This is a genomic window from Mesorhizobium sp. C277A (assembly GCF_040324395.1).
In the GTDB taxonomy this organism is placed as follows: domain Bacteria; phylum Pseudomonadota; class Alphaproteobacteria; order Rhizobiales; family Rhizobiaceae; genus Mesorhizobium.
Window position 1 is genome coordinate 5,914,508 of the sequence record NZ_JAMYVW010000002.1, and the last position, 23,793, is coordinate 5,938,300.

The window sequence follows — 23,793 nt, forward strand, 5'->3', positions numbered from 1 at the left end:
ACAGGGGAAAGCCAGTGACTATGAAACTTGTTTCGCCCGGCGAAGCCGCGGCCAACACCAACAATATGTCTGCCGAAGCCAGTGAGGAGTTCGTGCGCATCGGCGAGATGGCCAAGAAATACGGCGTGACGCTGCGCACGCTGCGTTTCTATGAAGACAAGGGCCTGCTCAATCCGAAACGCGATGGGGCAACGCGCCTCTACACGCGCCGCGACAAGGCGCGGCTGAAGCTGATCCTGCTCGGCCGCAAGGTCGGGTTCTCGCTGCGCGACGTCAAGCAGATGATGGATCTCTACGATCCCACGGGATCCAACACCAAGCAATTGCGGCTGGCTCTCGACAAGTCGGAGAAGCAGCTAGCCCGCCTGCAGAAGCAGCGCGCGCTGATCGACGACGCCATCAACGAGCTGAGCGGCTCGATGTCGGCCGTGCGCCAGATGCTGTCCGAGCGTTCGGCCCCGGCCAGCGCCGCCAGCTGATTTTGCTCCGCAGCTCCCGGCGAAAGCTTTGAACTTAAGAGCCGCGCGGCCGCCCGCGCGGCTCTTTTTGTTTGACCCCCCTCGCTTTGCACAAAGCCATGCACCGCTCGTGCCGATAGGCTGGCATAGGTAAATTTTGTCCCGGCGACAAAATTGACGTTTACGCAAACGTCAATTTTTGCTATCCCGCTTTCAACATTGGCCCGCATGCCGCCCCAACCTCATGTTTCGGGGCTCGATCTCGCGGCCAAGACCCGCATGGTGGAGGAAACACATGCCGATCTACAGGGCGCCGGTCCAGGACACGCTGTTCGTGCTCAACGAGGTGCTGGGTTATCAGCGCTACTCCAACCTTCCCGGATTTGCCGACGCGACGCCCGACGTTGTCGAGGCGATCCTCGCCGAAGGCGCCAAGCTCGCCGAAAACGTTATGCATCCTCTGAACCGCGTCGGTGACATGGAAGGCTGCGTGCGCCATGAGGACGGCTCGGTGACGACGCCGAAGGGCTTCAAGGAAGCCTACGACCAGTATCGCGAAGGCGGCTGGATGGGACTGGCGGCGCCCGTCGAGTTCGGCGGCCAGGGGCTGCCCTATGCCGTGCACACCGCGGTTGCCGAATACATGGTTTCGGCCAACATGGCGCTGATGATGTATCCCGGCCTGACGCAAGGCGCTATCGCTGCGATCATCACACACGGCACCGACGAGCAGAAGGCGACATGGCTGCCGAAGCTGGTCGAGGGGTCCTGGACCGGTACCATGAACCTGACCGAGCCGCATTGCGGTACCGATCTCGGTCTGCTGCGCACCAAGGCGGTGCCGAACGGCAACGGCACCTACAAGATCTCAGGCCAGAAGATCTTCATCTCGGCCGGCGAGCACGACATGTCGGAAAACATCGTCCATCTCGTGTTGGCCCGCATCGAAGGTGCGCCGGCAGGCGTGAAGGGGATCTCGCTGTTCATCGTGCCAAAGCTGAAGCTCGATGCCTCGGGCAATCCGGGCGAGAAGAACACGCTCTCCTGCGGGTCGATCGAGGAGAAGATGGGCATCCACGGCAATTCGACTTGCGTCATGAATTATGACGAGGCCGAAGGCACGCTGCTCGGTGAGGCCAATGGCGGCCTGAAGGCGATGTTCACGATGATGAACGAAGCCCGCCTCGGCGTCGGCCTGCAGGGCCTGTCGCTGTCCGAGATCGCCTACCAGAACGCGGTCTCCTACGCCAAGGACCGGCTGCAGGGCCGCTCGCTGTCGGGCGCCAAGGCGCCGGACAGACAAGCCGATCCGATCATCGTCCATCCCGACATCCGCCGCTCGCTGATGACCATGAAGGCCTTCAACGAGGCCGGCCGCGCGCTGGCGCTGTGGACGGCGATCAAGTCCGACATCGCCCACCGCTCCGCCGACGACAAGGATCGCCAGGCGGCCGACGACTATACAGGCCTGCTGACGCCGGTGATCAAGGGCGTGCTCACCGACAAGGGCTTCGACCATGCCGTCATGGCGCAGCAGGTGTTCGGCGGCCACGGCTATATCGAAGAACACGGCATGAGCCAATTCGTGCGCGATGCCCGCATCGCCATGATCTATGAAGGCGCCAACGGCATCCAGGCGCTCGACCTTGTCGGCCGCAAGCTTGGCCTGAATGGCGGCCGCGCAGTGCAGGCTTTCTTCAAGGACGTCGGCGAGTTCTGCGAGGAGAACCGTGCCGACGAGAAGCTGGCGCCGTTCACCAAGGCGTTGAAGAAGGGCCTCAACGATCTGCAGGCGGCGACGATGTGGCTGGTGCAGAACGGCATGGCCAAGCCCGACAATGCCGGCGCCGCATCCACCGACTACATGCATCTCTTTGGCCTTGTGGCGCTCGGCTACATGTGGGCGCAGATGGCCAAGGCCGCGCTCGGCAAGACCGGCGCCAATGGCTCCCAATCTGTCCACGAAAATGGGGCTTTCTACGACAACAAGGTGGTGACGGCGCGCTTCTTCATGGAGCGGATCATGCCCGAGACATCGGCACATCTCGCCCGCATTTCCAGTGGTGCGGACACGCTAATGGCGCTGCCTGCGGAAGCGTTCTAGAAATGGCTGGCGTCCCCCTCCCCCTTGAGGGGAGGGTGGCCCGAAGGGCCGGGAGGGGTCCTTGCGTGCAGTGCGCCGGCTGGTTGGCGCTTTGGTAGGAGATGATCGCAATGCCCCAAACCCGCGTCAATTCCGAAGATAAGGTCGAGCACGTCATCGGCGACCCCACCCGACCGCTTCGCGGCCACCCTCCCCTCGAGGGGGAGGGGGACGTTGGCGCGGGAGAAACGGCATGACAAATCCAGCCGAAGTGCTCTCCTTGCCGAAGCCCGCCTGGGCGGCGGACGAAGTCGGCATGCTCTACGACATGGCGCATCGCTTCATGTCGGAAGAGATCGCGCCGCGCTACGACGAGTTCGAGAAGAACGAGATGGTCGACCGCGAGAGCTGGCGCAAGGCAGGTTCCGCCGGCCTGCTCTGCGCCTCGATGCCGGAGGAATATGGCGGCTCCGGCGGCACCTTCGCGCATGAGAGCGCCATCATCGAGGCGATCGGCCATGTCGGCGTCGACGGTTTCGGCATCGGCCTGCACAATGCGATCGTTGCCCCTTACATCCTTCATTACGGCTCCGAGGAGCAGAAGAAGAAATGGCTGCCGAAGCTGGCAACCGGCGAACTGATCGGCGCCATCGCCATGACCGAGCCGGGCGCCGGCTCCGACCTGCAAGGCGTCAAGACGCGCGCCGAGAAGGACGGCAACCAGTACAAGATCAACGGCTCGAAAACCTTCATCACCAATGGCCAACTGGCCAATTTCATCATCGTCGTCACCAAGACCGATCCGGCCAAAGGCGCCAAGGGCACCTCGCTGATCGTCGTCGAGGCCGACGAGGCCGAAGGCTTCGAACGCGGCCGCAACCTCGACAAGATCGGCCTGAAGGCCAACGACACGTCGGAGCTGTTCTTCAATGATCTGCGCGTGCCGACCTCGAACCTGCTTGGCCACGAAGAGGGACAGGGCTTCATCCAGCTGATGCAGCAATTGCCGCAGGAGCGCCTGCAGATCGGCACCGGCGCGATCGCCATGATCGAGCGCGCGCTTGCTCTGACCATCGACTACGTCAAGGACCGCAAGGCCTTCGGCAAAGCGATCATCGAGTTCCAGAACACCCAGTTCAAGCTCGCCGAACTGAAGACCGAGGCCACCATCGGCCGCGTCTTCTACAATGATTGCGTCACCCGCCACATCAATGGCGGGCTGGATCCGGTGACGGCGTCGATGGCGAAATACTGGCTCTCGGACCTGCAGGGAAAAGTCGTCGACGAATGCCTTCAATTGCATGGCGGCTATGGCTACATGAATGAATATCCGATCGCCCGCATGTTCCGCGACGCCCGCGTCCAGCGCATCTACGGCGGCACCAACGAGATCATGAAATTGCTGATCGGCCGCTCTCTCTGAGAGCGACGTCGGCAAAGCAAGGAGCAAGCAAATGGCTGAAGCTTATGTCTATGACGCCGTGCGCACACCGCGCGGCAAGGGCAAGAAGGATGGCTCGCTGCACGAGGTGCCGGCGGTGCGGCTTGCGGCCAGGACGCTTGAAGCGTTGCGCGACCGCAACGGCCTCGACACTGCAAACGTCGACGACATCATCTTCGGCTGCGTCGATCCGGTCGGCGAAGCCGGCTCCGTCATTCCGCGTGCCGCCGCCTTCGAGGCCGGCTACGATAACAAGGCGCCGGGCATGCAGATCTCGCGCTTCTGCGCCTCAGGCCTCGACGCCATCAATTTCGGCGCCGCCAAGATCGCTCAAGGCGCCGACGAGATCGTCATTGCAGGCGGCGTGGAATCGATGTCGCGCGTCGGCATGGGCGCCTCGGGCGGCGCGTGGTTCATGGACCCGTCCGTCGGCCTGCCCGGCTGGTTCGTGCCGCAAGGCATTTCGGCCGACCTGATCGCCACCAAATACGGTTTTTCGCGCGACGACGTCGATGCCTATGCGGTCGAGAGCCAGAAGCGTGCGGGCAAGGCCTGGGCCGATGGCCGTTTCAAGAACTCCGTCATACCGATCAAGGACCAGAACGGCCTCACCATCCTCGATCATGACGAGCATATGCGGCCGTCGACCGACATGCAGTCGCTGGCCTCGCTCAACCCGTCCTTCGTCATGCCTGGCGAAATGGGCGGCTTCGACGCGGTCGCCGTGCAGAAGCATCCGGAAGTCGAAGAGGTCAACCACGTCCACCATGCCGGCAACTCGTCCGGCATCGTCGATGGTGCGGCCGCCGTACTGCTCGGCTCGAAGAAGGCCGGCAAGACGATGGGCCTGAAGCCACGCGCCCGCATCCGCGCCTTTGCCAACATCGGCTCCGAGCCGGTGCTGATGCTTACCGGTCCGGTCGACGTCACCGAGAAGCTTCTGAAGCGCGCCAAGATGAAGCTGTCGGATATCGACCTGTTCGAGCTCAACGAGGCCTTCGCCTCAGTGGTGCTGCGCTACATGCAGGCATTCGAAATCCCGCACGACAAGATCAACGTCAATGGCGGCGCCATCGCCATGGGCCATCCGCTCGGCGCCACCGGCGCGATGATCCTGGGCACGGTGCTGGACGAGCTCGAGCGCCGCGATTTGAACACCGCTCTGGTGACGCTCTGCATCGGCGCCGGCATGGGCACCGCAACGATTATCGAACGCGTCTGATTTTCGGCCGGAAGGAGAGAGACATGACTTATACAAACTTCACGGTCGACACCGACGCAGACGGCATCGCGCTGGTCACCTGGAACATGCCGGACCGCTCGATGAACGTCTTCACCGAAGAGGTGATGAACGAGCTCGAGAAGATCATCGACCATGTGGTGGCCGACGCCGCCATCAAGGGCGCGGTGATCACCTCGGGAAAGGACAGCTTCTCCGGCGGCGCCGACCTGACCATGCTGCAGAAGATGCTGGCCGTATTTGCCAAGGAGAAGACCAAGGACCCGGAGAAGGCGGCACAGCTTTTGTTCGACAATGCCGGCCGCATGGGTGGCTTGTGGCGCAAGCTCGAAACGTCGGGCAAGCCTTGGGTCTCGGCGATCAACGGCACCTGCATGGGTGGCGCGTTCGAGCTGTCGCTGGCCTGTCATGGCCGCGTTGCCGCTGACTCCGAAAAGGTCAAGATGGCCTTGCCGGAAGTCAAGGTCGGCATCTTCCCCGGCGCCGGTGGCACCCAACGCGTGCCGCGCCTGACCGACCAGCAGCAGGCGTTGCAGATGCTGACCACCGGCCAGACGCTGTCGCCGCAGAAAGCCAAGGCGATGGGGCTGATCCACGAGATCGCCGAACCCGGCAAGCTGATCGAGACCGCCAAGGCGATGATCAGGAACGGCCTGAAAGCCGTCCAGCCCTGGGACGAGAAGGGCTTCAAGCTGCCTGGCGGCCAAATCTATACGCCGGCCGGCTTCAATCTGTGGCCGCCGGCCATCGCCATCCTGCGCCGCGAGACCTACGGCAATTATCCGGCCGCCGCGGCGATCCTGAAATGCGTCTATGAAGGCCTGCTGGTGCCGTTCGACACCGGTCTGCGGATCGAACAGCGCTATTTCACCGAAATCATGCAGTCGAAGGAAGCAGCAGCGATGATCCGCTCGCTGTTCGTCTCGCTGCAGGAGCTCAACAAGGGCGCCCGCCGCCCGGCCGGCGTGCCGGAGACCAAGTTCAAGAAGATCGGTATTCTCGGCGCCGGCTTCATGGGCGCCGGCATCGCCTTTGTCACCGCCAAGGCTGGCATCCCGGTCGTCCTGCTCGACCGCGACATGGCGTCGGCCGAAAAGGGCAAGACGCATTCCGACAGCCTGATCTCCGATCAGGTCAAGAAGGGCCGCGTCAAGCCCGAGGAGAAGGACAGACTTCTGTCGCTGATCACGCCGTCGGCCGACTATGCCGATCTCGCCGGCTGCGATCTGGTGGTCGAGGCGGTGTTCGAGGATTCGGCCGTCAAGAAGGCTGCCACCGAGCAGGCCGAAGCCGTGCTGAAATCGTCGGCGATCTTCGCCTCCAACACCTCGACCATCCCGATCACCGCACTGGCCAAGAATTCGGCGCGGCCGAAGAATTTCGTCGGCATCCACTTCTTCTCGCCGGTCGACAAGATGATGCTGGTCGAGATCATTTTGGGCAAGAAGACCGGCGACAAGGCGCTGGCCACCGCGATCGATTTCGTGCGCGCCATCAAGAAGACGCCGATCGTCGTCAACGACACGCGCGGCTTCTACGTCAACCGCTGCGTGCTGCGCTACATGTCGGAAGCCTACAAGATGCTGATCGAAGGCGTTCCGGCGCCGATGATCGAGAACGCCGCCAAGGCCGCCGGCATGCCGGTCGGCCCCCTGGCCCTGACCGACGAGACGGCGATCGACCTTGCCCAGAAGATCATGAAGCAGACCATCAGGGACCTCGGCGACAAGGCCGTCGACCCCAGGCAGATGGCGTTGATCAACACGCTGGTCGACACCCATGGCCGCTTCGGCCGCAAAAACGGCAAGGGTTTTTACGACTATCCCGCCAAGCCCGCCAGGAAGAAGCTGTGGCCGGGCCTGAAGGATCTCTATCCGCAGCTGGAGGCCGAGAAGGTCGATTATGAGGAACTGCAGCAGCGCCTGCTGGTCACCATTGCGCTGGAAGCGGCCCGGGTGATGGAGGAAGGCATCGTCACCGATCCGCGCGAGGCCGATCTCGGGTCGATCCTCGCCTTTGGTTTCGCGCCATTCACCGGCGGCGCGCTGTCCTATATTGACGGCATCGGCGCCAGGGAGTTCGTCAGAATAGCCAAAGGCCTGCAGAAGAAATACGGCGCCGAGTTCAAGGCGCCAAAGCTGCTGCTCGACCTGGCCGAGAAGGGCGAGACCTTCTACCAGCGCTTCGATCCCTATGCGAAAGGCGAGGTGAAGAAGGCCGCTTGAGCTAGCGCCCCATGTACGTCTGGGGGCGCCTTGCGCGCATGATGGCCACGGCAAGGCGCCGTGGCCTTATGCGGTCGGTAGCGAAAGCCGACTGGCTTTTCGCTGCCTGCCGACCGAGATCGACTTCAACCTCCATCTCAACAACGCCCGCTACATGATGCTCGCCGACCTCGCGCATGACCCCGAAAATCGGAATCGATTTTCGGGGTCATGCGCCAAATCAAAATGCTACAGCGTCCTTGGCGCGTCCAACAGTACGCTTGCCCGCTCCGTTCAACCGCGACCGCCGACCTAGGCCGAGCGGGGTTTCATGAGCTCCGACCAGGGATTGCGCAGCCTTGCCAAGGCAGTTTGAGGCATCCATGACGACTTCGCCGCACACCGCTTTTTAGGGGATCGGGCCGCGCGCCGGTGGACAATCGGATGACCGCGCGTTAGAAGGAAAAGGTATTTTTTCCTGTTTTGAGGAGAGCGAATTGCTCTCGCATGACCGAGTTTGGGCAGCCATCGACGCTCTCGCTGAGCGCTATTCGTTGTCGGCCTCCGGCCTGGCCCGGCGAGCCGGTCTGGACTCCACCGCTTTCAACAAATCGAAGCGGCTGTCCTCGGATGGACGGCCGCGCTGGCCGTCGACCGAATCGCTGGCGAAGATCATCGAGGCGACCGGCGCCTCGCTCGACGAATTCACCGGGCTGGTCGAAGGCCGTGCCAAGGCCGCTTCGGGCTCGGTAGCCGCGCAGCGTTCGGCGGTGCCGCTGCTCGGCTTTGCCCAGGCCGGCGCCGGCGGCTTCTTCGATGATGCCGGCTATCCCTCAGGCCAGGGCTGGGACCTTGTCGAGCTTCCGGCACGGGCGACCGAAACCTCTTATGCGTTGAAGGTGCAGGGCGATTCCATGCTGCCGCTGTACCGCAATGGCGATGTGCTGATCGTCGAGCCGGGCGCCGCTACCCGCAAGGGCGACCGCGTCGTCGTCAAGACCAATGCCGGCGAAGTCATGGCCAAGGTGCTCGACCGCCAGACGACGAAATCGATCGTGCTGATTTCGCTCAACCCCGACCACCCGGACCGCGACATCGCGATGCGCGATGTCGAATGGGTGGCGCGGATCGTCTGGGCAAGCCAGTAGGTCTCGCGGTGCGTCTGCTTCAAATCCTCATAGCCCTCCTGGCGATCCCGGTGATGGTCGCCATTGTCGTCGCCGGCGGTCGCGCGCTGCATCGCGAAAGCACCGCCATCACCGTCGACCAGATCGACCCGGACACCGAGGCCGTGCCCGAGGAGCCGGCGACGTCGGCGATCCCCGAGGTCCGGCCCGTCAAGCCTCCGATGCACTCGCCTCAGGTGCATTCGAGGGCGATCGATCCCGAGGCCATCGCTCCGCCGCCGCTGCCGGTAGAAGAACTTGAACGGGTTGAGCCACGCGCGCCGCTGAGCGACCTGGCGCTGGCCGGGCCGCCCAAGCCGCGTGGGCGCAGAGCGGTCGACGACTGGGGAGGAACAAAACTGTTCCAGCCGGTCGCGGCCGCCGCCGGCCTGATCGAAGCCAATGGTTATTCCGTGACGGTCTCCGGCATCGACATCGTCAGGCAAGACGAGACCTGCACCGAGGGCGGCAAGTCCTGGGCTTGCGGTATCAGGGCGCGCACCGCGTTCCGGTCTTTCCTGCGCGGCCGGGCCGTTGCCTGCAAGGTGCCGCCGGAGGCCGACCGTGCGCTGATCGCCGCCGAATGCCGCATCGGCAAGCTGGATGTCGGCCAGTGGCTGGTCGAAAACGGCTGGGCGCGCGCCACGGCAGCCGGCCCCTATGTCGAAGCGGGCGACAAGGCGCGCGCCGCCAAGAAGGGCGTCTTCGGCGCCGCGCCCGATCTTGGCGGCCTGCCACCGGCGCCAACGCCTGTTGTGGCACCGACGGCGTCGCAACCGATCCTCGATGCCCCGGCGATAGACACGCCGCCGGCCGGGACGGAAATTACGCCGCCAGCTGACCAGCCAGCGCCCGCTCAATGAGCGCGCGGGTTTCGGCGATGCCGTAGAGGGCTGCGAACGAACCGAAGCGCGGTCCGCGTTCCTGGCCGATCAGCACCTGGTAGATCATCTGGAAGAAAGCGCCCGAGACACCAGGGCCGCCGTCCGGGCTCTTCTTCGAATGGTCCTGATAGCGTTCGATCTTGCGCGCCACGTTGAGCGAAGCGTTCTGGATCGCTTCGCCGTCGGCGCCGGCCGGCAGGCCAGCAAGCGCGTTGCCAAGCGCTTCCAGCGCCACGCGTTCGACATCGTCGGCCGGCCGGAAGGTCTTCGTCGGCTTCACGAAATCGTCGAAGTAGCGGATGGCGAAACCGACCAGCTGGTCGAGTTCGGGATGCGTCGCTGGCGTCACGCCAGATGCATGGCGCGAGATGAAGCCCCACAGCACATCCTTGTTTTGCGCGTTGGAGGCGCTGACCAGGTTGAGCAGCAGCGAGAACGGCACCGGCATGTCGATGGAAGGCGGCTTGCCGTCATGCATGTGCCAGACCGGATTGCCCAGCCGCTCCTTCCAGTCCTGGCGCGGATAGGCGTTGAGGAAGGTGTAGTACTCGTCGACGGCGCGTGGGATGACGTCGAAATAGAGCTTTTTCGCCTGCCTTGGCCGCTGATACATATAGAGGCCGAGGCTTTCGGTCGGCGCGTAGCGCAGCCATTCGTCGATGGTCAGCCCGTTGCCCTTCGACTTCGAGATCTTCTGGCCGTTCTCGTCCAGGAACAGTTCGTAGACGAAATGCTCGGGCGCGCGCCCGCCGAGAATGTTGCAGATGCGGTCGTAGATCACCGCGTTCGTCTGGTGGTCCTTGCCGAACATTTCGAAATCGACGTCGAGCGCTGCCCAGCGCATGCCGAAATCCGGCTTCCACTGCAGCTTGACCTTCCCGCCGGTCACCGAAAGTGTGGTCTCGGTGCCCTCATCGTCGAAGGTGATGGTGCCGGCCTTGGCGTCGACATGCTTCATCGGCACGTAGAGCACGCGCCCGCTCTTCGGCGAGATCGGCAGGAACGGGCTGTAGGTTGCCTGCCGCTCCGGCCCCAGCGTCGGCAGCATCACCGCCATGATCTGCTCGTAGCGCTCGGCGGCGCACACCAGCATCGCATCGAAGCGGCCGGCCTTGTAGTACTGCGTGGCGCTGGCGAATTCGTAGTCGAAGCCGAACGTGTCGAGGAAGCGGCACAGCATCGCGTTGTTGTGGTCGGCAAAGCTCGCATAGTCGCCGCCGAACGGATTGGGCACCGCCGACAGCGGCATATGCAGATAGGGCTCGAGCGCTGCGCGATCCGGCACATTGTCGGGGATTTTGCGCATGCCGTCCATATCGTCGGAGAAGCAGAGCAGCTTGGTCTTGACCTTGTTCCCGGTCAGCACGTGAAAGGCATGGCGCACCATCGAGGTGCGCGCGACCTCGCCGAACGTGCCGATATGCGGCAGGCCCGACGGGCCGTAGCCGGTCTCGAACAGGACGATCTCCGGGAAGTCGCCGCCCTTGTAGCGCTCGATGATCTTTTTGGCTTCCTCGAACGGCCAGGCCTTGCTTTCGGCGGCTGCCGCAAGCATTTCGGGGTTGAGATCGGCGATGTTTGATCCCGTCATGTCAAAGTTCCAGTCATGGCCGGCTTTCGCGGCTGGTAAGATTTTTCAACCGGGTCTCTAGGCGCGACAGGGCGGAGCGTCAACGATATCAGGCGTTTTCGTTGCGACGGCGCCGTGGCGTCCCTACCTTCGACCCTCACTATCAAGGAGTTTTGAATGCCGTTGCCGTCCACCCATGAAGCCCTGATCTACCTGATGGTCATCACCTCGGCTTCCGATCGCGACATGACCGATATCGAACTGGCGCGCATCGGCGACGTCGTCCGCAGCTGGCCGGTGTTCGAGGATTTCAAGCAGGACAGGCTGATCGCCATTGCGCAGGACTGCCAGAAGATGCTGCATGAAAAGGATGGGTTGGAAGGCGTGCTCGAGCGTGTCGCCGAGATTTTGCCCGAACGGCTGCACGACACCGCCTATGCCGCGGCCTTCAAGGTTGCCGCCGTCGATCTCGAAATGCGCATGGAGGAATTGCGGGTGCTGCAGTTGATCCGGCGTGAGCTCGATCTCGACACGCTGACCGCCGCAGCCATCGCGCGCGGGGCGAAGGCCCGCCTGCGCACGCTGACCTGATCCAGCCCCTAAAGGAAGCTGACCGGGACCGGATCAGAAAAAGCTGACCGGGAACCGGATCAGAAGAAACTGACCGGGAAATAGCGCAGGTAGAATTCGGCGAAGGTGCCTTTCACCGATATCTCCTGCAGCGCGTAGTCCATGGCTGCGGCCAGCGCTGGGTCGCTGGCCCGGGTGGCAATGGTCATGCCGGACCCCAGATATTCCGGCGCCAGGTAGGGTCCACCGGCGAAGCGGCAGCAACCGGCGGCGTCCGTGCCGCCCAGCCAGAAGGAAAAGCGCATGCCGTCGCCGAAGGCGGCATCGATCTTGGCGCTCTTCAAGTCGCTGTAGAGGTCTTCCGGCCGTTGAAAGCGGATGATCTGCACGGTGCCGAAATAATCGCGCAGCATCTTTTCATGCGCCGAGCCGGCCAGCACGCCGACCCGCTTCGAGCGCAATTTGTCGAGGATCGGCTCGGCGAAGGCCTTGGTCTTCGGCATGATGAAGCGCGCCGGAAACTGTAGATAGGAGCGCGAAAAGCTGTACTTCGCCCGCGTCTCCGGCGTTGCGGCGATGCCGGCGATGATCGCCTCGCCTTCGCCCTTCTGCAACGCGTCGTCGAGTTCGGCCCAGGGCAGCGCCTGGATCTGGCATTTGTCGGCGATGTCGAGTTCGGCGCAAATCGCCCGCGCCAGGTCGATGTGGAAGCCGGACAGTCGGCCCGTGCCGTCGAGAAAATTGAAGGGCGGGAAATCGGTTGTGGTGAGGAACCTGAGCCTCGGCAGCGCCGCAAGGTCCGGCTTCGGCAGCCGCTCCTTGGCATCCCAAAGCACCGGCACCTGCGGTTCCGCTGCCCGCACAGCGCCGGCAAACGGCTGCACTCCGATCAGCATCGACAGCAAGGCGATGGTTATCCAGCGTGATGTCACAAAAAACTCCGCCCGTCTTGGCCGTTGGCTTGTGATACGAAAACGGCGCAGGCACAATTGTTTTTGATTTCAAAGGGCAAATTTCGGGTTATGCTTTGGCGAGGTTGCAAATAGCCGCACAGAGTCGGCCCGGGGTTGGCGGTCGCTGGCGTTAGAAAAGCTAAGGATGTGGCTTTGCAATCCGGGGTTGATGGCTAAGTGCGGGGCAGGCACGTAGCATCGGTCTCAAGAGCGGTAGGCAACATGGGGTAGATGTTGCGATGGGTTATTTTGACCGGACACTTGAATATATTGACCGGGTGCAGCGTGCCGACACGTCGGCTGCGGTGTGCGAGCAGCTACTTAGTGTCACCTCGAATTTCGGATTGACGGCCCTGATAGCCGCAACGGTGCCGCAGCCCGGTACACCAAGCAGCCAGACGAAGGACCATGTGCTGCTCTGCGATTGGCCTAGCGAATGGCTGGAGCGTTACTTATCGCGCAACTACGTCGACCACGATCCGGTCGTCAGCCATTTGAAGCAGTTTCGGGCGCCATTCCAATGGCGCGATGCCGTTCAAAGCATGCCCGCCGACAAGAGCAGCGCCGAGGTAATGCGCGACGCCCGCCAGTTCAAGCTGCGTGACGGCCTCGCCTTCCCGCTGATCACGCTCGAAGGCCAGATCGCGCTGGTCTCGCTGGGCGGTGAGGCGGTCGAACTGTCCGAAGCCGAATTCGCAATGGTCTCGCTGGCCTCCACCTATGCCATCGGCCGCGCCATGCAGCTTCAAACGACGGCCGGCAAATCTATCGATCACATTGAATTGACGCCGCGCGAGCGCGAATGCCTGCAATGGGCGGCGGTCGGAAAATCCGAGTGGGAGATTTCGCAGATCCTCGGCATCTCGGAGCATACCTCTGAGAAACACCTTCTCAACGCCAAGAGCAAACTAGGCGCCGCCAACCGTGTGCAGGCAGTCGCCGAAGCAGTCAGGCACGGCTATATCAGCTAGGCCGGTTCTGGCGGCCCGAAATTTATGGCCGCATTGTTGGCGTCATATCTTCAGAAAAGACCGGCCCCTGTCGTCCTCTTGAGACGGCTAATGCTTTCTTAACGCCAAAAGCAGACTCGGCGCCGCCAACAGGGTGCACGCCATCGCGGAGGCGTTTAGGCGCAGCTATATTAGCCATGTCGGCTGTGGCAGCCTGGAAATCCTTGCCAACACCTTCGCGCAATTTTTTCGGGAAAGCCCGGCCGTATCTTCCTCTTAAGCCCAGGAGACGGCTAATGCTATTTTCCCTTACCACTCAACAACTGATGGAACGTCCCGACCTATGGGAGGCCGTCCATCGCCTGCGTTACAAGGTCTTCGTCGATGAGATGCGGTGGACCGATCTCGATCGCCCGGACGGCCTCGAAATCGATCAATTCGACCATGATGAGGCCGAACACCACCTTGTCATACGCAATGGCGAGCTTGCAGGCTATCATCGGATGCTGCCGACCACACGGCCGCATCTCCTTAGCGATGTGATGCCGGAACTCTGCGAGGGAAAGCGCCCTTCGGGACCGAATGTCTGGGAGCTAACCCGTTACGCGGTGGCGCCAGGCTTTCGCGATGGTAAGCGCGGCGTGTCTACGGTCGGCACCGAACTGATCGCCGGCTTCGTCGAATGGGGCCTTGCTCGCAATGTCGATCAGGTCATTATCGAGGTCGAGCCGGTGTGGGTGCTGCGGACGCTGCAGTTGCACTTCCTGGCGACGCCGCTCGGTTACCAGCGCACCTATGGCAACCAGCAGGTCGTCGCCACACTGCTGACCTTCAACGAGCATACGCTGGATGTCGTGCGTTCGCGCCGCAACCATCACGCCCCGGTGTTGGCCAGGGGCACCCCCCACATGCTCGGCATGCGGCAGGCGTCGTGAGACTGTCTTCACCCGACGCGCTTTAATGCATGTCGCTCAAAGTGGCCCCGGTTTTGAGAGAACGACATGCATGAAACAAAGACCTAAAGCGCGTCGCGTGAATCCGTTCAAATGCGATGCGCTTTAGACAATGGCCACAGAGCCCACCTCCGTGTGGGGGTGGGCTCTGTAATTTCAGCCTCTGCCTATCGAGGCCAGTCTCTACTTCTCGAGAAACGACGGCCCTTCGCCGACGATCTTTTTGTCTTCCTTGCCGATGGCGTCGAGATCGCGCCCATCATAGGGCAGTGACAACAGGATGCGCCGCATGACGGCCAGCCGCGAGCGTCGCTTGTCATTGGCCCGCACGATGATCCAGGGCGCGAACTGTTTGTGCGTGCGCTCGACCATCTGGTCGCGCGCCTTGGTGTAGTCGTCCCATTTGGTGATGCCGGCAATATCGATCGGCGAGAACTTCCAGTTCTTCAGCGGCGACCAGCGGCGGTCGTGAAACCGTTCGAGCTGGGTCTCGCGGCCGATGTTGAGCCAGAATTTGAAGAAATAGATGCCCTCATTGGAGATCATCCGCTCGAAATGCGGCGTCTCGTCGAGGAATTTTGCATGCTGTTCCGGTGTGCAGAAGCCCATCACCGGCTCGACGCCGCCGCGGTTGTACCAGGAACGGTCGAAGGTGACGAATTCGCCCGATGTCGGGAAATGGGCGACGTAGCGCTGGTAGTACCATTGCCCGACTTCGGTCGGGGTCGGCTTGGTCAGCGCCACGTTGCGCGCGGTTCGAGGATTGAGATACTGGCGCAGCACCGAGATGGTGCCGCCCTTGCCGGCGGCATCGCGCCCCTCGAACAGCGACATCAGTCTGCTGCCGGTCGCCTGCAGCCAAGCCTGCGCCTTGACCAGTTCGATCTGCAGCCGCTCCAGCGTCTCGTCATACTCCTCGGTCTTCATTTTCTTGTCGTAGGGGTAGTCGCCTGCCGTCAGTTTGTGGTCCTCGATCCAGCCGGGAAGCTCAGGGTTTTCGATGTCGAACTCCCGCTCCTTGCCGTCCACCTTGATCTTCAGCGGCCCCTTTGCCGGCTCTGCGGCGGGACTTTCCTTGGCTTTTTTCATCGAGACGAACCTTTCCATCTTGCGGACTCATGCTATGGGGGGCCTCAAACCCGGTCCAGCGGAAGTTTCGGCGAGACCGGCGCAGAAGCACGGAAAGCACGAATGGCTGACACCGGCGCAGAGCGGACAACCACGGGGCAGGCCGTCGCCGGCCGGCTGTGGAACAGCCGACGGCTGCTTGCCGCCGGTGCGATCGCCATCATGGCCGTTTATGGGTTTGCCGGTATCTCCGCCTATGTCGTCCTGGCTGCGTTGACGGTGCTGCTGGCCGCCGCGCTTCTGCCAACCGGTGGCGCCAGCCGGTCTGCTGAGACCATTACCACGGTCGAGGCGAGCGGGCTGCAGCGGCTTTCCGGCGAATATCTTGCGGCTGCCGTTGCCGATCCGCTGATCATCTTCGACCGCACCGCCACCATCGTCCACGCCAATGCCGCCGCCTTTGCCGCCTTTGTCGGTATCGCGCCTGGCCTGTCGCTGTCGCTAAAATTCCGCGCGCCGGAAATGCAGGCCTTGCTGGACGGCGTGCTGTCGGGAACCGTCGCCTCCGATGCCGTCGACTACACCGAGAAGCTGCCGGTGGAACGGGCCTACCGGGTCAGCGCGTCCTCGGTCGGCCACGCCACCGATCTCTATGTGCTGGTATTCAAGGACCAGAGCGAGACGCGCCGCATCGACCGCATGCGCGCTGACTTCATAGCCAATGCCAGCCACGAGTTGCGCACCCCGCTTGCTTCAATCTCGGGCTTCATCGAGACGTTGCGCGGCCCGGCCCGCAACGATCCGGCGGCGCGCGAGCAGTTCCTGCAGATCATGCAGAACCAGACCGGCCGCATGGCGCGCCTCATCGACGATCTCCTGTCGCTGTCGAGGCTTGAAATGAAGCCTTACCTGAGGCCGGGAACCGAGGTCGATCTGCGCCAGACCATCGACAGCGTCATCGATTCACTAGGCCCGCTCGCCAGCGAGAACGGCGTCGTCATCGAACGCGACTACGCCGAGGGGCCGCTCGACGTGCCCGGAGACCGCGACGAGCTGTTCCAGGTGTTCGAGAATCTCTTGGAAAACGCCTGCAAATACGGCCAGCCTGGCGGACGCGTCACGGTGTCGATCGCGCGGGGCGAGGCCGGCCCGGAACCGGGCATCGATGTAACCATCAGGGACTACGGCCCGGGCATCCCGGAAGAGCACATACCGCGCATTACCGAGCGCTTCTATCGCGTCGACGTGGAGAGCAGCCGCACGCAGAAAGGCACCGGTCTTGGCCTGTCCATCGTCAAGCATATTCTGACGCGCCACAACGCCCGGCTTTCGATCAAGTCGGAGGTTGGCAAGGGCGCGGCGTTCACGGTCCATTTGCCGGCAGGCTGAGGCGGTACTATCTGCTAACTGCCTGTTTCTTCTTTCTGTCATCCGGCTAGCGTATCAGAACAGGGGTCGAGGAAACGACTCAAAAGGCCAAAGATTTAAGGAAGGCATTTCGCCCATGCAGTCCGTACACATTGTCAGCGCCTATGACGAAGAGCTGAAATACCTGGCGAAGCGCATCGCTGCGATGGGCGGCCATGCCGAGCGCATGGTCGAGCAGGCGATCCAGGCGCTGGTCAATGCCGATCCCGGCCTCGCCCAGAAGGTCATTCGTGACGACATCGTGCTTGACGATGGCCAGCGCGAAATCGACGACAAAGCCATCGTCATCATCGCCAAGCGCCAGCCCATGGCGACGGATCTGCGCGAGATCGTCGGCGCCATCCGCATTTCGGCCGACCTCGAACGGGTCGGTGACCTCGCCAAGAACGTCGCCAAGCGTGTGGTCAGCGTCATTGACGGCCGCCAGCCGACCAGCCTGTTTCGCGGCCTCGAGGCGCTTGCCGAACTCGCTTTGACCCAGCTCAAGGAAGTGCTCGACGTCTATGCCTCGCGCTCGGTCGAGAAAATAGGCTTCGTTCGCGACCGCGACGACCAGATCGACGCCATGTACACCTCGCTGTTTCGCGAGCTTTTGACCTACATGATGGAAGATCCGCGCAACATCACGCCGTGCACGCATCTGCTGTTTTGCGCCAAGAACATCGAGCGCATCGGCGACCACGCCACCAACATTGCCGAGACGATCTACTACATCGTCACCGGCGAGCAGTTGCCGGCCGAGCGTCCAAAGGGCGACAAGACCGACAAGATTGCCCTTCCGGCGCTGCCGGTGAAGTGATCGCGCACCCCTCGAACGCTTAATCATATTGCGCTAAACTACCCCGATGTTAGCGTCTCGGTTCCTGGCCAAGGCCAGGCGCTCAGGAGGCTGCGATGGAATATGTCCGAGAGTTCAAGCCGGCGCCGGCATCGTCCGGCATCATCGCGTCGAGCGTCTACACCGCCGGCAAGCGCATCGCCGACATTCCGATCGAGGAAGCCGGTGAATGGGCCAAGAAGTCGGGCCATGTCGTCTGGATCGGGCTGCTCGAACCCGACCGCGAGCTTCTGCTGCGCGTCAAGGCGCAATTCCATTTGCATGAGCTGGCGATTGAAGACGCCGAACATCCGCACCAGCGGCCGAAGATCGAGCAATATGGCGATGCGCTGTTCATCGTTGCCCGCACTGCACAGCTGATCGACGGACGCGTCACCTTCGGCGAGACGCATCTGTTCGTCGGCTCGGGCTATATCGTCAGCGTCAGGCATGGTCCCTCGACCTCATACGCCGCCGTGCGCCAGCACTGGGAAAGCTGTCCGCACTCACTGGCCAAGGGCGAGGATTTCGTCCTCTACGCCATCCTCGACTTCATCGTCGACAACTACATGCCGGTGCTAGAGCAGATCGAGGACGAGGTCGAGGCGATCGAGGACAGGGTGCTGCTGAAGCCGATGACCGGTCCCGACATCGAGCGGCTCTATATGCTGCGCCGCGATCTGTTGCGCCTGCGCAATGCGGCGCTGCCGCTGGTCGAGGTCTGCCGCCGGCTGACCAGCGCCGACCTGCCGCAGATCCATACCGCCATGCATCCGCTGTTTCGCGATGTCACCGATCATATCCGCACCGTGCAGGAAAAGATCGACAGCCTGCGCGAGGTTCTGGCCTTCGCTTTCGAAGCCAGCCTGCTGGTCGGCCAGAGCCAGGAAACCGCGAACACCAAGAAGCTGGCCTCATGGGCCGCGATCCTGGCGGTGCCGACGGCGCTCGCCGGCATTTACGGCATGAATTTCGACGACATGCCGGAGCTGAAGATGCAATACGGCTATCCCGTCGTATTGGTCTCGATCGCGCTGATCTGCTCGTTTTTGTATTGGCGATTTCGGAAGAGTGGGTGGCTGTGATGGTAGGCAGTAGGCAGTAGGCAGTAGGCAGTAGGCAGTAGGCAGTAGGCAGTAGGCAGAATAAGGTAGCGCCTCACGAGCGCTACCCCATTCCCTACTGCCCAGTCCCCAATCCCTATTCCTAACTACCGGCTTCTGCGCCGCTCTGAAGCCGGCTGGAACGCCACCCTTGCGTGGTACTTGCAGTAAGGTCCGGTTTCGGCCGCCTCGTTGCCGCAGAAGTTGAAGTCTTCCGACAGCGGGTCGCCATTCGGCCATTTGCAGGTGCGCTCGGTGAGATCGGTGAGCTGCAGATGCCGCGAGATCGGCACGACGACGTTTTCGACCGGGCGGATGTAGTGGCGCGCCACTGGCTCGGCGTCGAACTGCGCCTGCAGCGCGTTCGCCCCGATCGACGTCGTGACATGGCGCTGCGTGGTTGCGGCGCGAGGCACCGATTTCTGGATCGAAGATCCCTGCGTTGTCTTCTTCTGACGCGCCGGCGTCGCGGTCGAGCGTCCGCGGCCCGACAGCTTCAGCCGGTGCACCTTGCCGATGACCGCGTTGCGGCTGACCCCGCCGAGTTGTGCGGCGATCTGGCTTGCGCTCAAGCCCTCCGACCACAGTTTCCTGAGAAGTTCGACCCGCTCGTCAGTCCAGTTCATGAGACCGCGCTCCTGCTAAGTGTGCGGCAGCCGGAATCCATTCCCGACCCGGCAATCTTTGCCGGGGCAGACACCACATATATTAGGTGATTAGGTCCGCCGCACGAAATCTAGTTATTTCCGGACTACAATTACCTCATGTGTTGACTCGGTGACAAGAGTCCCAGGTGCAACACGAATCGGTTTTTTAGGTTTTCCCCAACTTGCCCGGTCGCTTATGAGCCGGCGTCTCGTCGGGAGCTTGCCGCGCGCCTCTGCGCGACGTTTTCGTTGACTTCATGGCCGAAAAACACGATAAGCCGCAAAGGCCGCCGCTTTGGCGGCTTTTTTGATTTTTCCGGTACCGGAGACGCATATAATGAGCGGTTCGGCGCTTTACGAGACCTTTGCCCGCGCCCCTTTGGCCTTCGACCATGGCGAAGGCACCTGGCTGGTTACCGACAAGGGCGAGCGATATCTCGATTTCGCTGGCGGCATCGCGGTCAATTCGTTGGGCCACAGCCATCCGCATCTGGTCTCGGCGCTGACCGAACAGGCGGCCAAGCTCTGGCACGTCTCCAATCTCTACGAGATCCCGGGGCAGGCCCGGCTCGGCGAGCGGCTGGCTGACGCCACCTTCGCCGACAAGGTGTTCTTCACCAATTCCGGCGCCGAGGCGCTCGAATGCGCGATCAAGACGGCGCGGCGCTACCAGTTCGTCAAGGGCCATCCCGAGCGCTTCCGGGTCATTACCTTCGAAGGCGCCTTCCACGGCCGCACGCTGGCGACCATCGCCGCCGGCGGCCAGTACAAATATCTCGAAGGCTTCGGCCCCAAGGTCGAAGGCTTCGACCAGGTCGGCTTCGACGACATCGACGCCGCCGAGAAGGCGATCACACCAGAGACCGCCGCGATCCTGATCGAACCGGTACAGGGCGAGGGCGGCATCCGCCCGGTGCCGACGCAATCCTTGAAGCGGCTGCGGCAGCTCTGCGACCAGCATGGCCTGCTGCTGATCTTCGATGAGGTCCAGTGCGGTATCGGTCGCACCGGAAAGCTGTTCGCGCATGAATGGACCGGCGTGACGCCCGACATCATGGCGATTGCCAAGGGCATTGGCGGCGGCTTCCCGATGGGCGCGTGCCTCGCCACCGACGACGCTGTCGTCGGCATGACGGCAGGCGTGCATGGCACCACTTTCGGCGGCAATCCGCTGGCCATGGCGGTCGGCAACGCTGTGCTCGACGTCGTGCTGGAAGACGGCTTCCTCGAAGACGTCCAGCGCAAGGCATTGCTGATGAAGCAGGGCCTGGCGGCGGTCGCCGACGAATTTCCCGATGTCATCGAAGGCATCAGGGGCAGCGGCCTGATGCTTGGCCTGAAATGCGCCATGCCCAACACCAAGGTCAACATGGCGCTGCGCGACCAGCATCTGCTGGCGGTGCCGGCAGGCGACAACGTCATTCGTCTGCTGCCGCCGCTGACCGTCACCGACGCCGAGATCGGCGAAGCGCTCGATCGCATCCGCGCCGGCGCCAAGGGCCTGACCGACGCCATCGCCGCGGCCGCCGCGAAGTAATCCCGAGAACCATTCCCGATGAGCCTTCGCCATTTCACCGATCTTTCCGCCGTTTCCGAAGGCGATCTGCGCCTGATGCTGGACGATGCGGTGGTGCGCAAGGCGCGCCTCAAGGCCGGCGAACGGACCAAACCGCTCGAAGGCAAGGTGCTGGCCATGATCTTCGACAAGCCGTCGACGCGCACGCGCGTGTCCTTCGACGTCGGCATGCGACAGCTCGGCGGCGAGACCATCATGCTGACCGGCACCGAAATGCAGCTCGGCCGCTCCGAGACCATTGCCGACACCGCCAAGGTGCTGTCGCGCTATGTCGACGCCATCATGATCCGCACCACGTCGCATGAGCGGCTGCTCGAGCTGACCGAGAATGCCACGATTCCGGTCATCAACGGGCTGACCGACGACACCCATCCCTGTCAGCTGATGGCCGACATCATGACCTTCGAGGAGCATCGCGGTCCGGTTGCCGGCAAGACCATCGCCTGGACCGGCGACGGCAACAACGTGCTGCATTCGCTGCTCGAGGCCTCGGCGCGGTTCCGCTTCAACCTGAACGTCGCAGTGCCGGAAGGCAGCGAGCCGGCGCAGAAGCACATCGACTGGTCGAAGACCAATGGCGGCAAGCTGCACTTCACCCGCTCGCCCGAAGAGGCCGTCGACCAGGCCGACTGCATCGTCACCGACTGCTGGGTGTCGATGGGCCAGGAACACCGCGCCCGCGGCCACAATGTCTTCTCGCCCTATCAGGTCAATGCGGCGCTGATGGCCAGGGCCAAGCCCGACGCCCTGTTCATGCACTGCCTGCCGGCGCACCGCGGCGAGGAAGTGACCGACGAGGTCATCGACGGTCCGCATTCGGTGGTCTTCGACGAAGCCGAGAACCGGCTTCACGCCCAGAAGGCGGTTTTGGCCTGGTGTCTGGGCGCTTGATCTCCAGGCGCTTGATCTCCAAGCGCTTGATCCGGGGCGGCGTGATGCCTATTTGCGCCCCATCACGCAAATCAAGCGCGTTTGGACGCATGCACCCCCCCGGGCCGCATGGCCGCGCCCTGGAGCTTTGTCATGTTGGAAACGCATCAAGTGACTGAACATCACCCCAAACTCGGCGAGTTCGGCTATGCCGGCGACGATCATGTCGTGCCCTTCGAGGTAGGCCCGCTCGACGTGCGCGGCCGCACCGTGCAGCTCGGGCCGATGCTCGACGCCATCCTCAACCGTCATGACTATCCCGAGCCGGTCGCCCGCCTGCTGGCGGAAGCCTGTGTGCTGACGGTGCTGCTCGGCACTTCGCTCAAATTTGAAGGCAAGTTCATCCTGCAGACCCGCACCGACGGGCCTGTCGACATGCTGGTCGCGGATTTCTCCACGCCCTCGGCATTGCGCGCCTATGCGCGCTTCGATGCCGACCGGCTGGAGGCCCTGGTGGCCGCAGGCCAGACCTCGCAGCAGACGCTGCTGGGCAGCGGCGTTTTGGCGCTGACCATCGACCAAGGCGCGCACACGCAGCGCTATCAGGGCATCGTCCAGCTCGACGGCGAGACGCTGGAAGACGCCGCGCGCACCTATTTCCGCCAGTCGGAGCAGATCCCGACCGACCTCCGGCTGTCGGTGGCCAAGCTGCTGACGCCCGGCCCCGGCGGTGCGCGCGAGCAGTGGCGCGCCGGCGGTATCCTGGCGCAGTTCCTGCCGCAGTCACCCGAGCGCATGCGCGTGCCGGACATTTCGGGCGGCGACGGCGATCCGCGTGACGTGACGCAGGAGCCGGCCGACAATTCGTGGCGCGAGCTGGTGGCGCTGCTCGGCACCATCGAGCCGACCGAGCTGATCGACCCGACCATCGGCGCCGAGCGGCTGCTCTACAGGCTGTTCCACGAACATGGCGTGCGCGTCTTCGGCGGCGTGCCGGTCGCCGACCAATGTTCATGCTCAAGGGACAAGATACGCGGCATCCTCGAGGGGTTTTCCGCGCAGGAGATCAAGGACAGCACCGAAGATGGCGGCATCCACGTCGCCTGCGAGTTCTGCTCGAAGCAGTACGACTTCGACCCGGCGGAGTTTGCAACTCAGTAGCATCTCTTCCTTCTCCCCGTTCACGGGGAGAAGGTGCCCGAAGGGCGGATGAGGGGCAGCGCGAACTTTGGTGAATGGCCGCGCATAGCCTACGTCATGTGCGTGGAAGATAACCTCATGAGTCCGGCGGCGCCCCTCGTTGCACTGCCGGGCATTTCTCCCCGTATAGAGATGGGGAGAAAACCCCTAATTCACCGTCCGCCGCGTCCCCGGCAGATCCAGCGAAAACGCGGGAATAGCGACGTCGAACGTCTCGCCCTTTTTGTTGCGCATGGTGTAGTGGCCGACCATGAAGCCGGAGGGCGTCGAGAGCGGGCAGCCTGACGTGTATTGATAGCTGTCGCCGGGATTGAGCTCAGGCTGGTCGCCGACCACGCCGGCGCCGCGCACTTCCTCGATCCGGCCGCTGCCGTCGGTGATGTGCCAGTAACGCGACATAAGCTGCACGAAATCGTCCGACTGGTTGTCGATCGTCACCTGGTAGCCCCAGACATAACGGTTCTCCGCCGGGTCCGAGCGGTCCTCCAGGTAGAACGGTCTGACCTGCACTTCGATGTTGCGCGTGACGGCGCGATACATGGGCTGCTCCGGTTGCGCGGCAAGGAACATTTGTCGCGCTATGCGGTTTGATACGCGCACAACGGCATGTCC

Annotated in this window: 21 protein-coding genes and 1 pseudogene; 17 read left to right on the top strand and 5 right to left on the bottom strand. The window is 62.9% G+C overall.

All coding sequences use genetic code 11. The annotated features are described in order from the left end of the window. Positions 1 to 20: 20 nt before the first annotated feature. The 8 genes and pseudogenes from NKK52_RS29065 to NKK52_RS29095 all read left to right on the top strand — a co-directional run bounded on the left by NKK52_RS29065 (position 21) and on the right by NKK52_RS29095 (position 9,455). Entirely contained in the window at positions 21 to 479 is a 459-nt protein-coding gene (locus tag NKK52_RS29065; RefSeq protein WP_023681964.1) for a MerR family transcriptional regulator, read from the top strand. A 274-nt stretch (positions 480 to 753) separates the two neighbouring features. Continuing rightward, positions 754 to 2,562, top strand: coding sequence for an acyl-CoA dehydrogenase (locus tag NKK52_RS29070; RefSeq protein WP_023681963.1), 1,809 nt, complete (start codon positions 754 to 756; stop codon positions 2,560 to 2,562). Positions 2,563 to 2,794: 232 nt separating this feature from the next. Further along, positions 2,795 to 3,964 (top strand): acyl-CoA dehydrogenase family protein, encoded by a 1,170-nt coding sequence (locus tag NKK52_RS29075; RefSeq protein ID WP_023681961.1) that lies wholly within the window; start codon positions 2,795 to 2,797, stop codon positions 3,962 to 3,964. A gap of 31 nt (positions 3,965 to 3,995) precedes the next feature. After that, on the top strand, positions 3,996 to 5,204 hold the full coding sequence (locus NKK52_RS29080; protein WP_023669613.1) for an acetyl-CoA C-acetyltransferase: 1,209 nt from the start codon (positions 3,996 to 3,998) through the stop codon (positions 5,202 to 5,204). Between the two features lie 23 nt (positions 5,205 to 5,227). After that, positions 5,228 to 7,447: a 3-hydroxyacyl-CoA dehydrogenase NAD-binding domain-containing protein gene (locus tag NKK52_RS29085; RefSeq protein WP_023681960.1), complete on the top strand. Its 2,220-nt coding sequence runs from the start codon at positions 5,228 to 5,230 to the stop codon at positions 7,445 to 7,447. Between the two features lie 11 nt (positions 7,448 to 7,458). Continuing rightward, a pseudogene (locus tag NKK52_RS32275) lies at positions 7,459 to 7,619 on the top strand (thioesterase family protein); the annotation flags it as partial. A gap of 304 nt (positions 7,620 to 7,923) precedes the next feature. Beyond that, positions 7,924 to 8,574: a S24 family peptidase gene (locus NKK52_RS29090; RefSeq protein WP_023681959.1), complete on the top strand. Its 651-nt coding sequence runs from the start codon at positions 7,924 to 7,926 to the stop codon at positions 8,572 to 8,574. Between the two features lie 8 nt (positions 8,575 to 8,582). Continuing rightward, positions 8,583 to 9,455, top strand: a complete 873-nt coding sequence (locus NKK52_RS29095) for a thermonuclease family protein (RefSeq protein WP_023681958.1) — start codon at positions 8,583 to 8,585, stop codon at positions 9,453 to 9,455. Here the strand turns inward: NKK52_RS29095 and NKK52_RS29100 are convergent. After that, the gene (locus NKK52_RS29100; protein WP_023681957.1) at positions 9,418 to 11,067 is read right to left on the bottom strand and encodes a lysine--tRNA ligase; all 1,650 of its coding nucleotides are present in this window, start codon (positions 11,065 to 11,067) and stop codon (positions 9,418 to 9,420) included. The genes NKK52_RS29095 and NKK52_RS29100 overlap by 38 nt on opposite strands. A gap of 156 nt (positions 11,068 to 11,223) precedes the next feature. Between NKK52_RS29100 and NKK52_RS29105 the strand changes: the two genes are divergently transcribed. Then, the gene (locus tag NKK52_RS29105) at positions 11,224 to 11,637 is read left to right on the top strand and encodes a tellurite resistance TerB family protein (protein ID WP_023681956.1); all 414 of its coding nucleotides are present in this window, start codon (positions 11,224 to 11,226) and stop codon (positions 11,635 to 11,637) included. A 59-nt stretch (positions 11,638 to 11,696) separates the two neighbouring features. Here NKK52_RS29105 and NKK52_RS29110 read toward each other — a convergent pair whose 3' ends face one another. After that, positions 11,697 to 12,512, bottom strand: coding sequence for an ABC transporter substrate-binding protein (locus NKK52_RS29110; protein ID WP_050586840.1), 816 nt, complete (start codon positions 12,510 to 12,512; stop codon positions 11,697 to 11,699). Positions 12,513 to 12,808: 296 nt separating this feature from the next. Between NKK52_RS29110 and NKK52_RS29115 the strand changes: the two genes are divergently transcribed. Together NKK52_RS29115 and NKK52_RS29120 are read left to right on the top strand one after the other, a co-directional pair. Further along, positions 12,809 to 13,540 (top strand): helix-turn-helix transcriptional regulator, encoded by a 732-nt coding sequence (locus NKK52_RS29115; RefSeq protein ID WP_023669621.1) that lies wholly within the window; start codon positions 12,809 to 12,811, stop codon positions 13,538 to 13,540. A gap of 275 nt (positions 13,541 to 13,815) precedes the next feature. After that, positions 13,816 to 14,454, top strand: a complete 639-nt coding sequence (locus NKK52_RS29120) for an acyl-homoserine-lactone synthase (protein ID WP_023681954.1) — start codon at positions 13,816 to 13,818, stop codon at positions 14,452 to 14,454. Positions 14,455 to 14,655: 201 nt separating this feature from the next. Here the strand turns inward: NKK52_RS29120 and ppk2 are convergent, their stop codons facing one another. Continuing rightward, complete coding sequence (gene ppk2 / locus NKK52_RS29125) at positions 14,656 to 15,561, bottom strand: polyphosphate kinase 2 (protein WP_023681953.1); 906 nt, start codon at positions 15,559 to 15,561, stop codon at positions 14,656 to 14,658. Positions 15,562 to 15,663: 102 nt separating this feature from the next. On the opposite strand from ppk2, the gene NKK52_RS29130 reads away from it, so the two are divergent. The 3 genes from NKK52_RS29130 to NKK52_RS29140 all read left to right on the top strand — a co-directional run bounded on the left by NKK52_RS29130 (position 15,664) and on the right by NKK52_RS29140 (position 18,870). Beyond that, positions 15,664 to 16,929, top strand: coding sequence for an ATP-binding protein (locus tag NKK52_RS29130; RefSeq protein ID WP_023681952.1), 1,266 nt, complete (start codon positions 15,664 to 15,666; stop codon positions 16,927 to 16,929). A gap of 115 nt (positions 16,930 to 17,044) precedes the next feature. Beyond that, complete coding sequence (gene phoU / locus NKK52_RS29135) at positions 17,045 to 17,767, top strand: phosphate signaling complex protein PhoU (RefSeq protein ID WP_023681951.1); 723 nt, start codon at positions 17,045 to 17,047, stop codon at positions 17,765 to 17,767. Between the two features lie 95 nt (positions 17,768 to 17,862). Then, positions 17,863 to 18,870 carry a magnesium and cobalt transport protein CorA gene (locus NKK52_RS29140; protein WP_023669626.1) on the top strand — a complete coding sequence of 336 codons (1,008 nt, stop codon included), beginning with the start codon at positions 17,863 to 17,865 and terminating at the stop codon, positions 18,868 to 18,870. 125 nt (positions 18,871 to 18,995) lie between these two features. Here the strand turns inward: NKK52_RS29140 and NKK52_RS29145 are convergent, their stop codons facing one another. Then, the gene (locus NKK52_RS29145; RefSeq protein WP_023669627.1) at positions 18,996 to 19,514 is read right to left on the bottom strand and encodes a GcrA family cell cycle regulator; all 519 of its coding nucleotides are present in this window, start codon (positions 19,512 to 19,514) and stop codon (positions 18,996 to 18,998) included. A gap of 358 nt (positions 19,515 to 19,872) precedes the next feature. Here NKK52_RS29145 and NKK52_RS29150 point away from each other — a divergent pair, with 358 nt between their 5' ends. The 3 genes from NKK52_RS29150 (at position 19,873) to NKK52_RS29160 (ending at position 23,142) form a co-directional block, all read left to right on the top strand. Beyond that, positions 19,873 to 21,072, top strand: a complete 1,200-nt coding sequence (locus NKK52_RS29150) for an aspartate aminotransferase family protein (protein WP_023681950.1) — start codon at positions 19,873 to 19,875, stop codon at positions 21,070 to 21,072. 18 nt (positions 21,073 to 21,090) lie between these two features. Then, positions 21,091 to 22,002: an ornithine carbamoyltransferase gene (argF, locus tag NKK52_RS29155; protein ID WP_023681949.1), complete on the top strand. Its 912-nt coding sequence runs from the start codon at positions 21,091 to 21,093 to the stop codon at positions 22,000 to 22,002. 108 nt (positions 22,003 to 22,110) lie between these two features. Beyond that, complete coding sequence (locus NKK52_RS29160; RefSeq protein ID WP_031195623.1) at positions 22,111 to 23,142, top strand: Hsp33 family molecular chaperone; 1,032 nt, start codon at positions 22,111 to 22,113, stop codon at positions 23,140 to 23,142. A gap of 186 nt (positions 23,143 to 23,328) precedes the next feature. Here NKK52_RS29160 and apaG read toward each other — a convergent pair whose 3' ends face one another. Continuing rightward, positions 23,329 to 23,721, bottom strand: coding sequence for a Co2+/Mg2+ efflux facilitator ApaG/CorD (apaG, locus tag NKK52_RS29165; protein WP_023681948.1), 393 nt, complete (start codon positions 23,719 to 23,721; stop codon positions 23,329 to 23,331). Between the last annotated feature and the right edge of the window lie 72 nt (positions 23,722 to 23,793).

What these genes read in the sequence shown, in the direction of transcription:
- NKK52_RS29065 (WP_023681964.1), top strand. Translation starts at nt 21, where the DNA reads ATGAAACTTGTTTCGCCCGGCGAAGCCGCGGCCAACACCAACAATATG.
- NKK52_RS29070 (WP_023681963.1), top strand. Translation starts at nt 754, where the DNA reads ATGCCGATCTACAGGGCGCCGGTCCAGGACACGCTGTTCGTGCTCAAC.
- NKK52_RS29075 (WP_023681961.1), top strand. Translation starts at nt 2,795, where the DNA reads ATGACAAATCCAGCCGAAGTGCTCTCCTTGCCGAAGCCCGCCTGGGCG.
- NKK52_RS29080 (WP_023669613.1), top strand. Translation starts at nt 3,996, where the DNA reads ATGGCTGAAGCTTATGTCTATGACGCCGTGCGCACACCGCGCGGCAAG.
- NKK52_RS29085 (WP_023681960.1), top strand. Translation starts at nt 5,228, where the DNA reads ATGACTTATACAAACTTCACGGTCGACACCGACGCAGACGGCATCGCG.
- NKK52_RS29100 (WP_023681957.1), bottom strand. Translation starts at nt 11,067, where the DNA reads ATGACGGGATCAAACATCGCCGATCTCAACCCCGAAATGCTTGCGGCA.
- NKK52_RS29105 (WP_023681956.1), top strand. Translation starts at nt 11,224, where the DNA reads ATGCCGTTGCCGTCCACCCATGAAGCCCTGATCTACCTGATGGTCATC.
- NKK52_RS29110 (WP_050586840.1), bottom strand. Translation starts at nt 12,512, where the DNA reads ATGCTGATCGGAGTGCAGCCGTTTGCCGGCGCTGTGCGGGCAGCGGAA.
- NKK52_RS29115 (WP_023669621.1), top strand. Translation starts at nt 12,809, where the DNA reads ATGGGTTATTTTGACCGGACACTTGAATATATTGACCGGGTGCAGCGT.
- NKK52_RS29120 (WP_023681954.1), top strand. Translation starts at nt 13,816, where the DNA reads ATGCTATTTTCCCTTACCACTCAACAACTGATGGAACGTCCCGACCTA.
- ppk2 (WP_023681953.1), bottom strand. Translation starts at nt 15,561, where the DNA reads ATGAAAAAAGCCAAGGAAAGTCCCGCCGCAGAGCCGGCAAAGGGGCCG.
- NKK52_RS29130 (WP_023681952.1), top strand. Translation starts at nt 15,664, where the DNA reads ATGGCTGACACCGGCGCAGAGCGGACAACCACGGGGCAGGCCGTCGCC.
- phoU (WP_023681951.1), top strand. Translation starts at nt 17,045, where the DNA reads ATGCAGTCCGTACACATTGTCAGCGCCTATGACGAAGAGCTGAAATAC.
- NKK52_RS29140 (WP_023669626.1), top strand. Translation starts at nt 17,863, where the DNA reads ATGGAATATGTCCGAGAGTTCAAGCCGGCGCCGGCATCGTCCGGCATC.
- NKK52_RS29145 (WP_023669627.1), bottom strand. Translation starts at nt 19,514, where the DNA reads ATGAACTGGACTGACGAGCGGGTCGAACTTCTCAGGAAACTGTGGTCG.
- NKK52_RS29150 (WP_023681950.1), top strand. Translation starts at nt 19,873, where the DNA reads ATGAGCGGTTCGGCGCTTTACGAGACCTTTGCCCGCGCCCCTTTGGCC.
- argF (WP_023681949.1), top strand. Translation starts at nt 21,091, where the DNA reads ATGAGCCTTCGCCATTTCACCGATCTTTCCGCCGTTTCCGAAGGCGAT.
- NKK52_RS29160 (WP_031195623.1), top strand. Translation starts at nt 22,111, where the DNA reads ATGGCCGCGCCCTGGAGCTTTGTCATGTTGGAAACGCATCAAGTGACT.
- apaG (WP_023681948.1), bottom strand. Translation starts at nt 23,721, where the DNA reads ATGTATCGCGCCGTCACGCGCAACATCGAAGTGCAGGTCAGACCGTTC.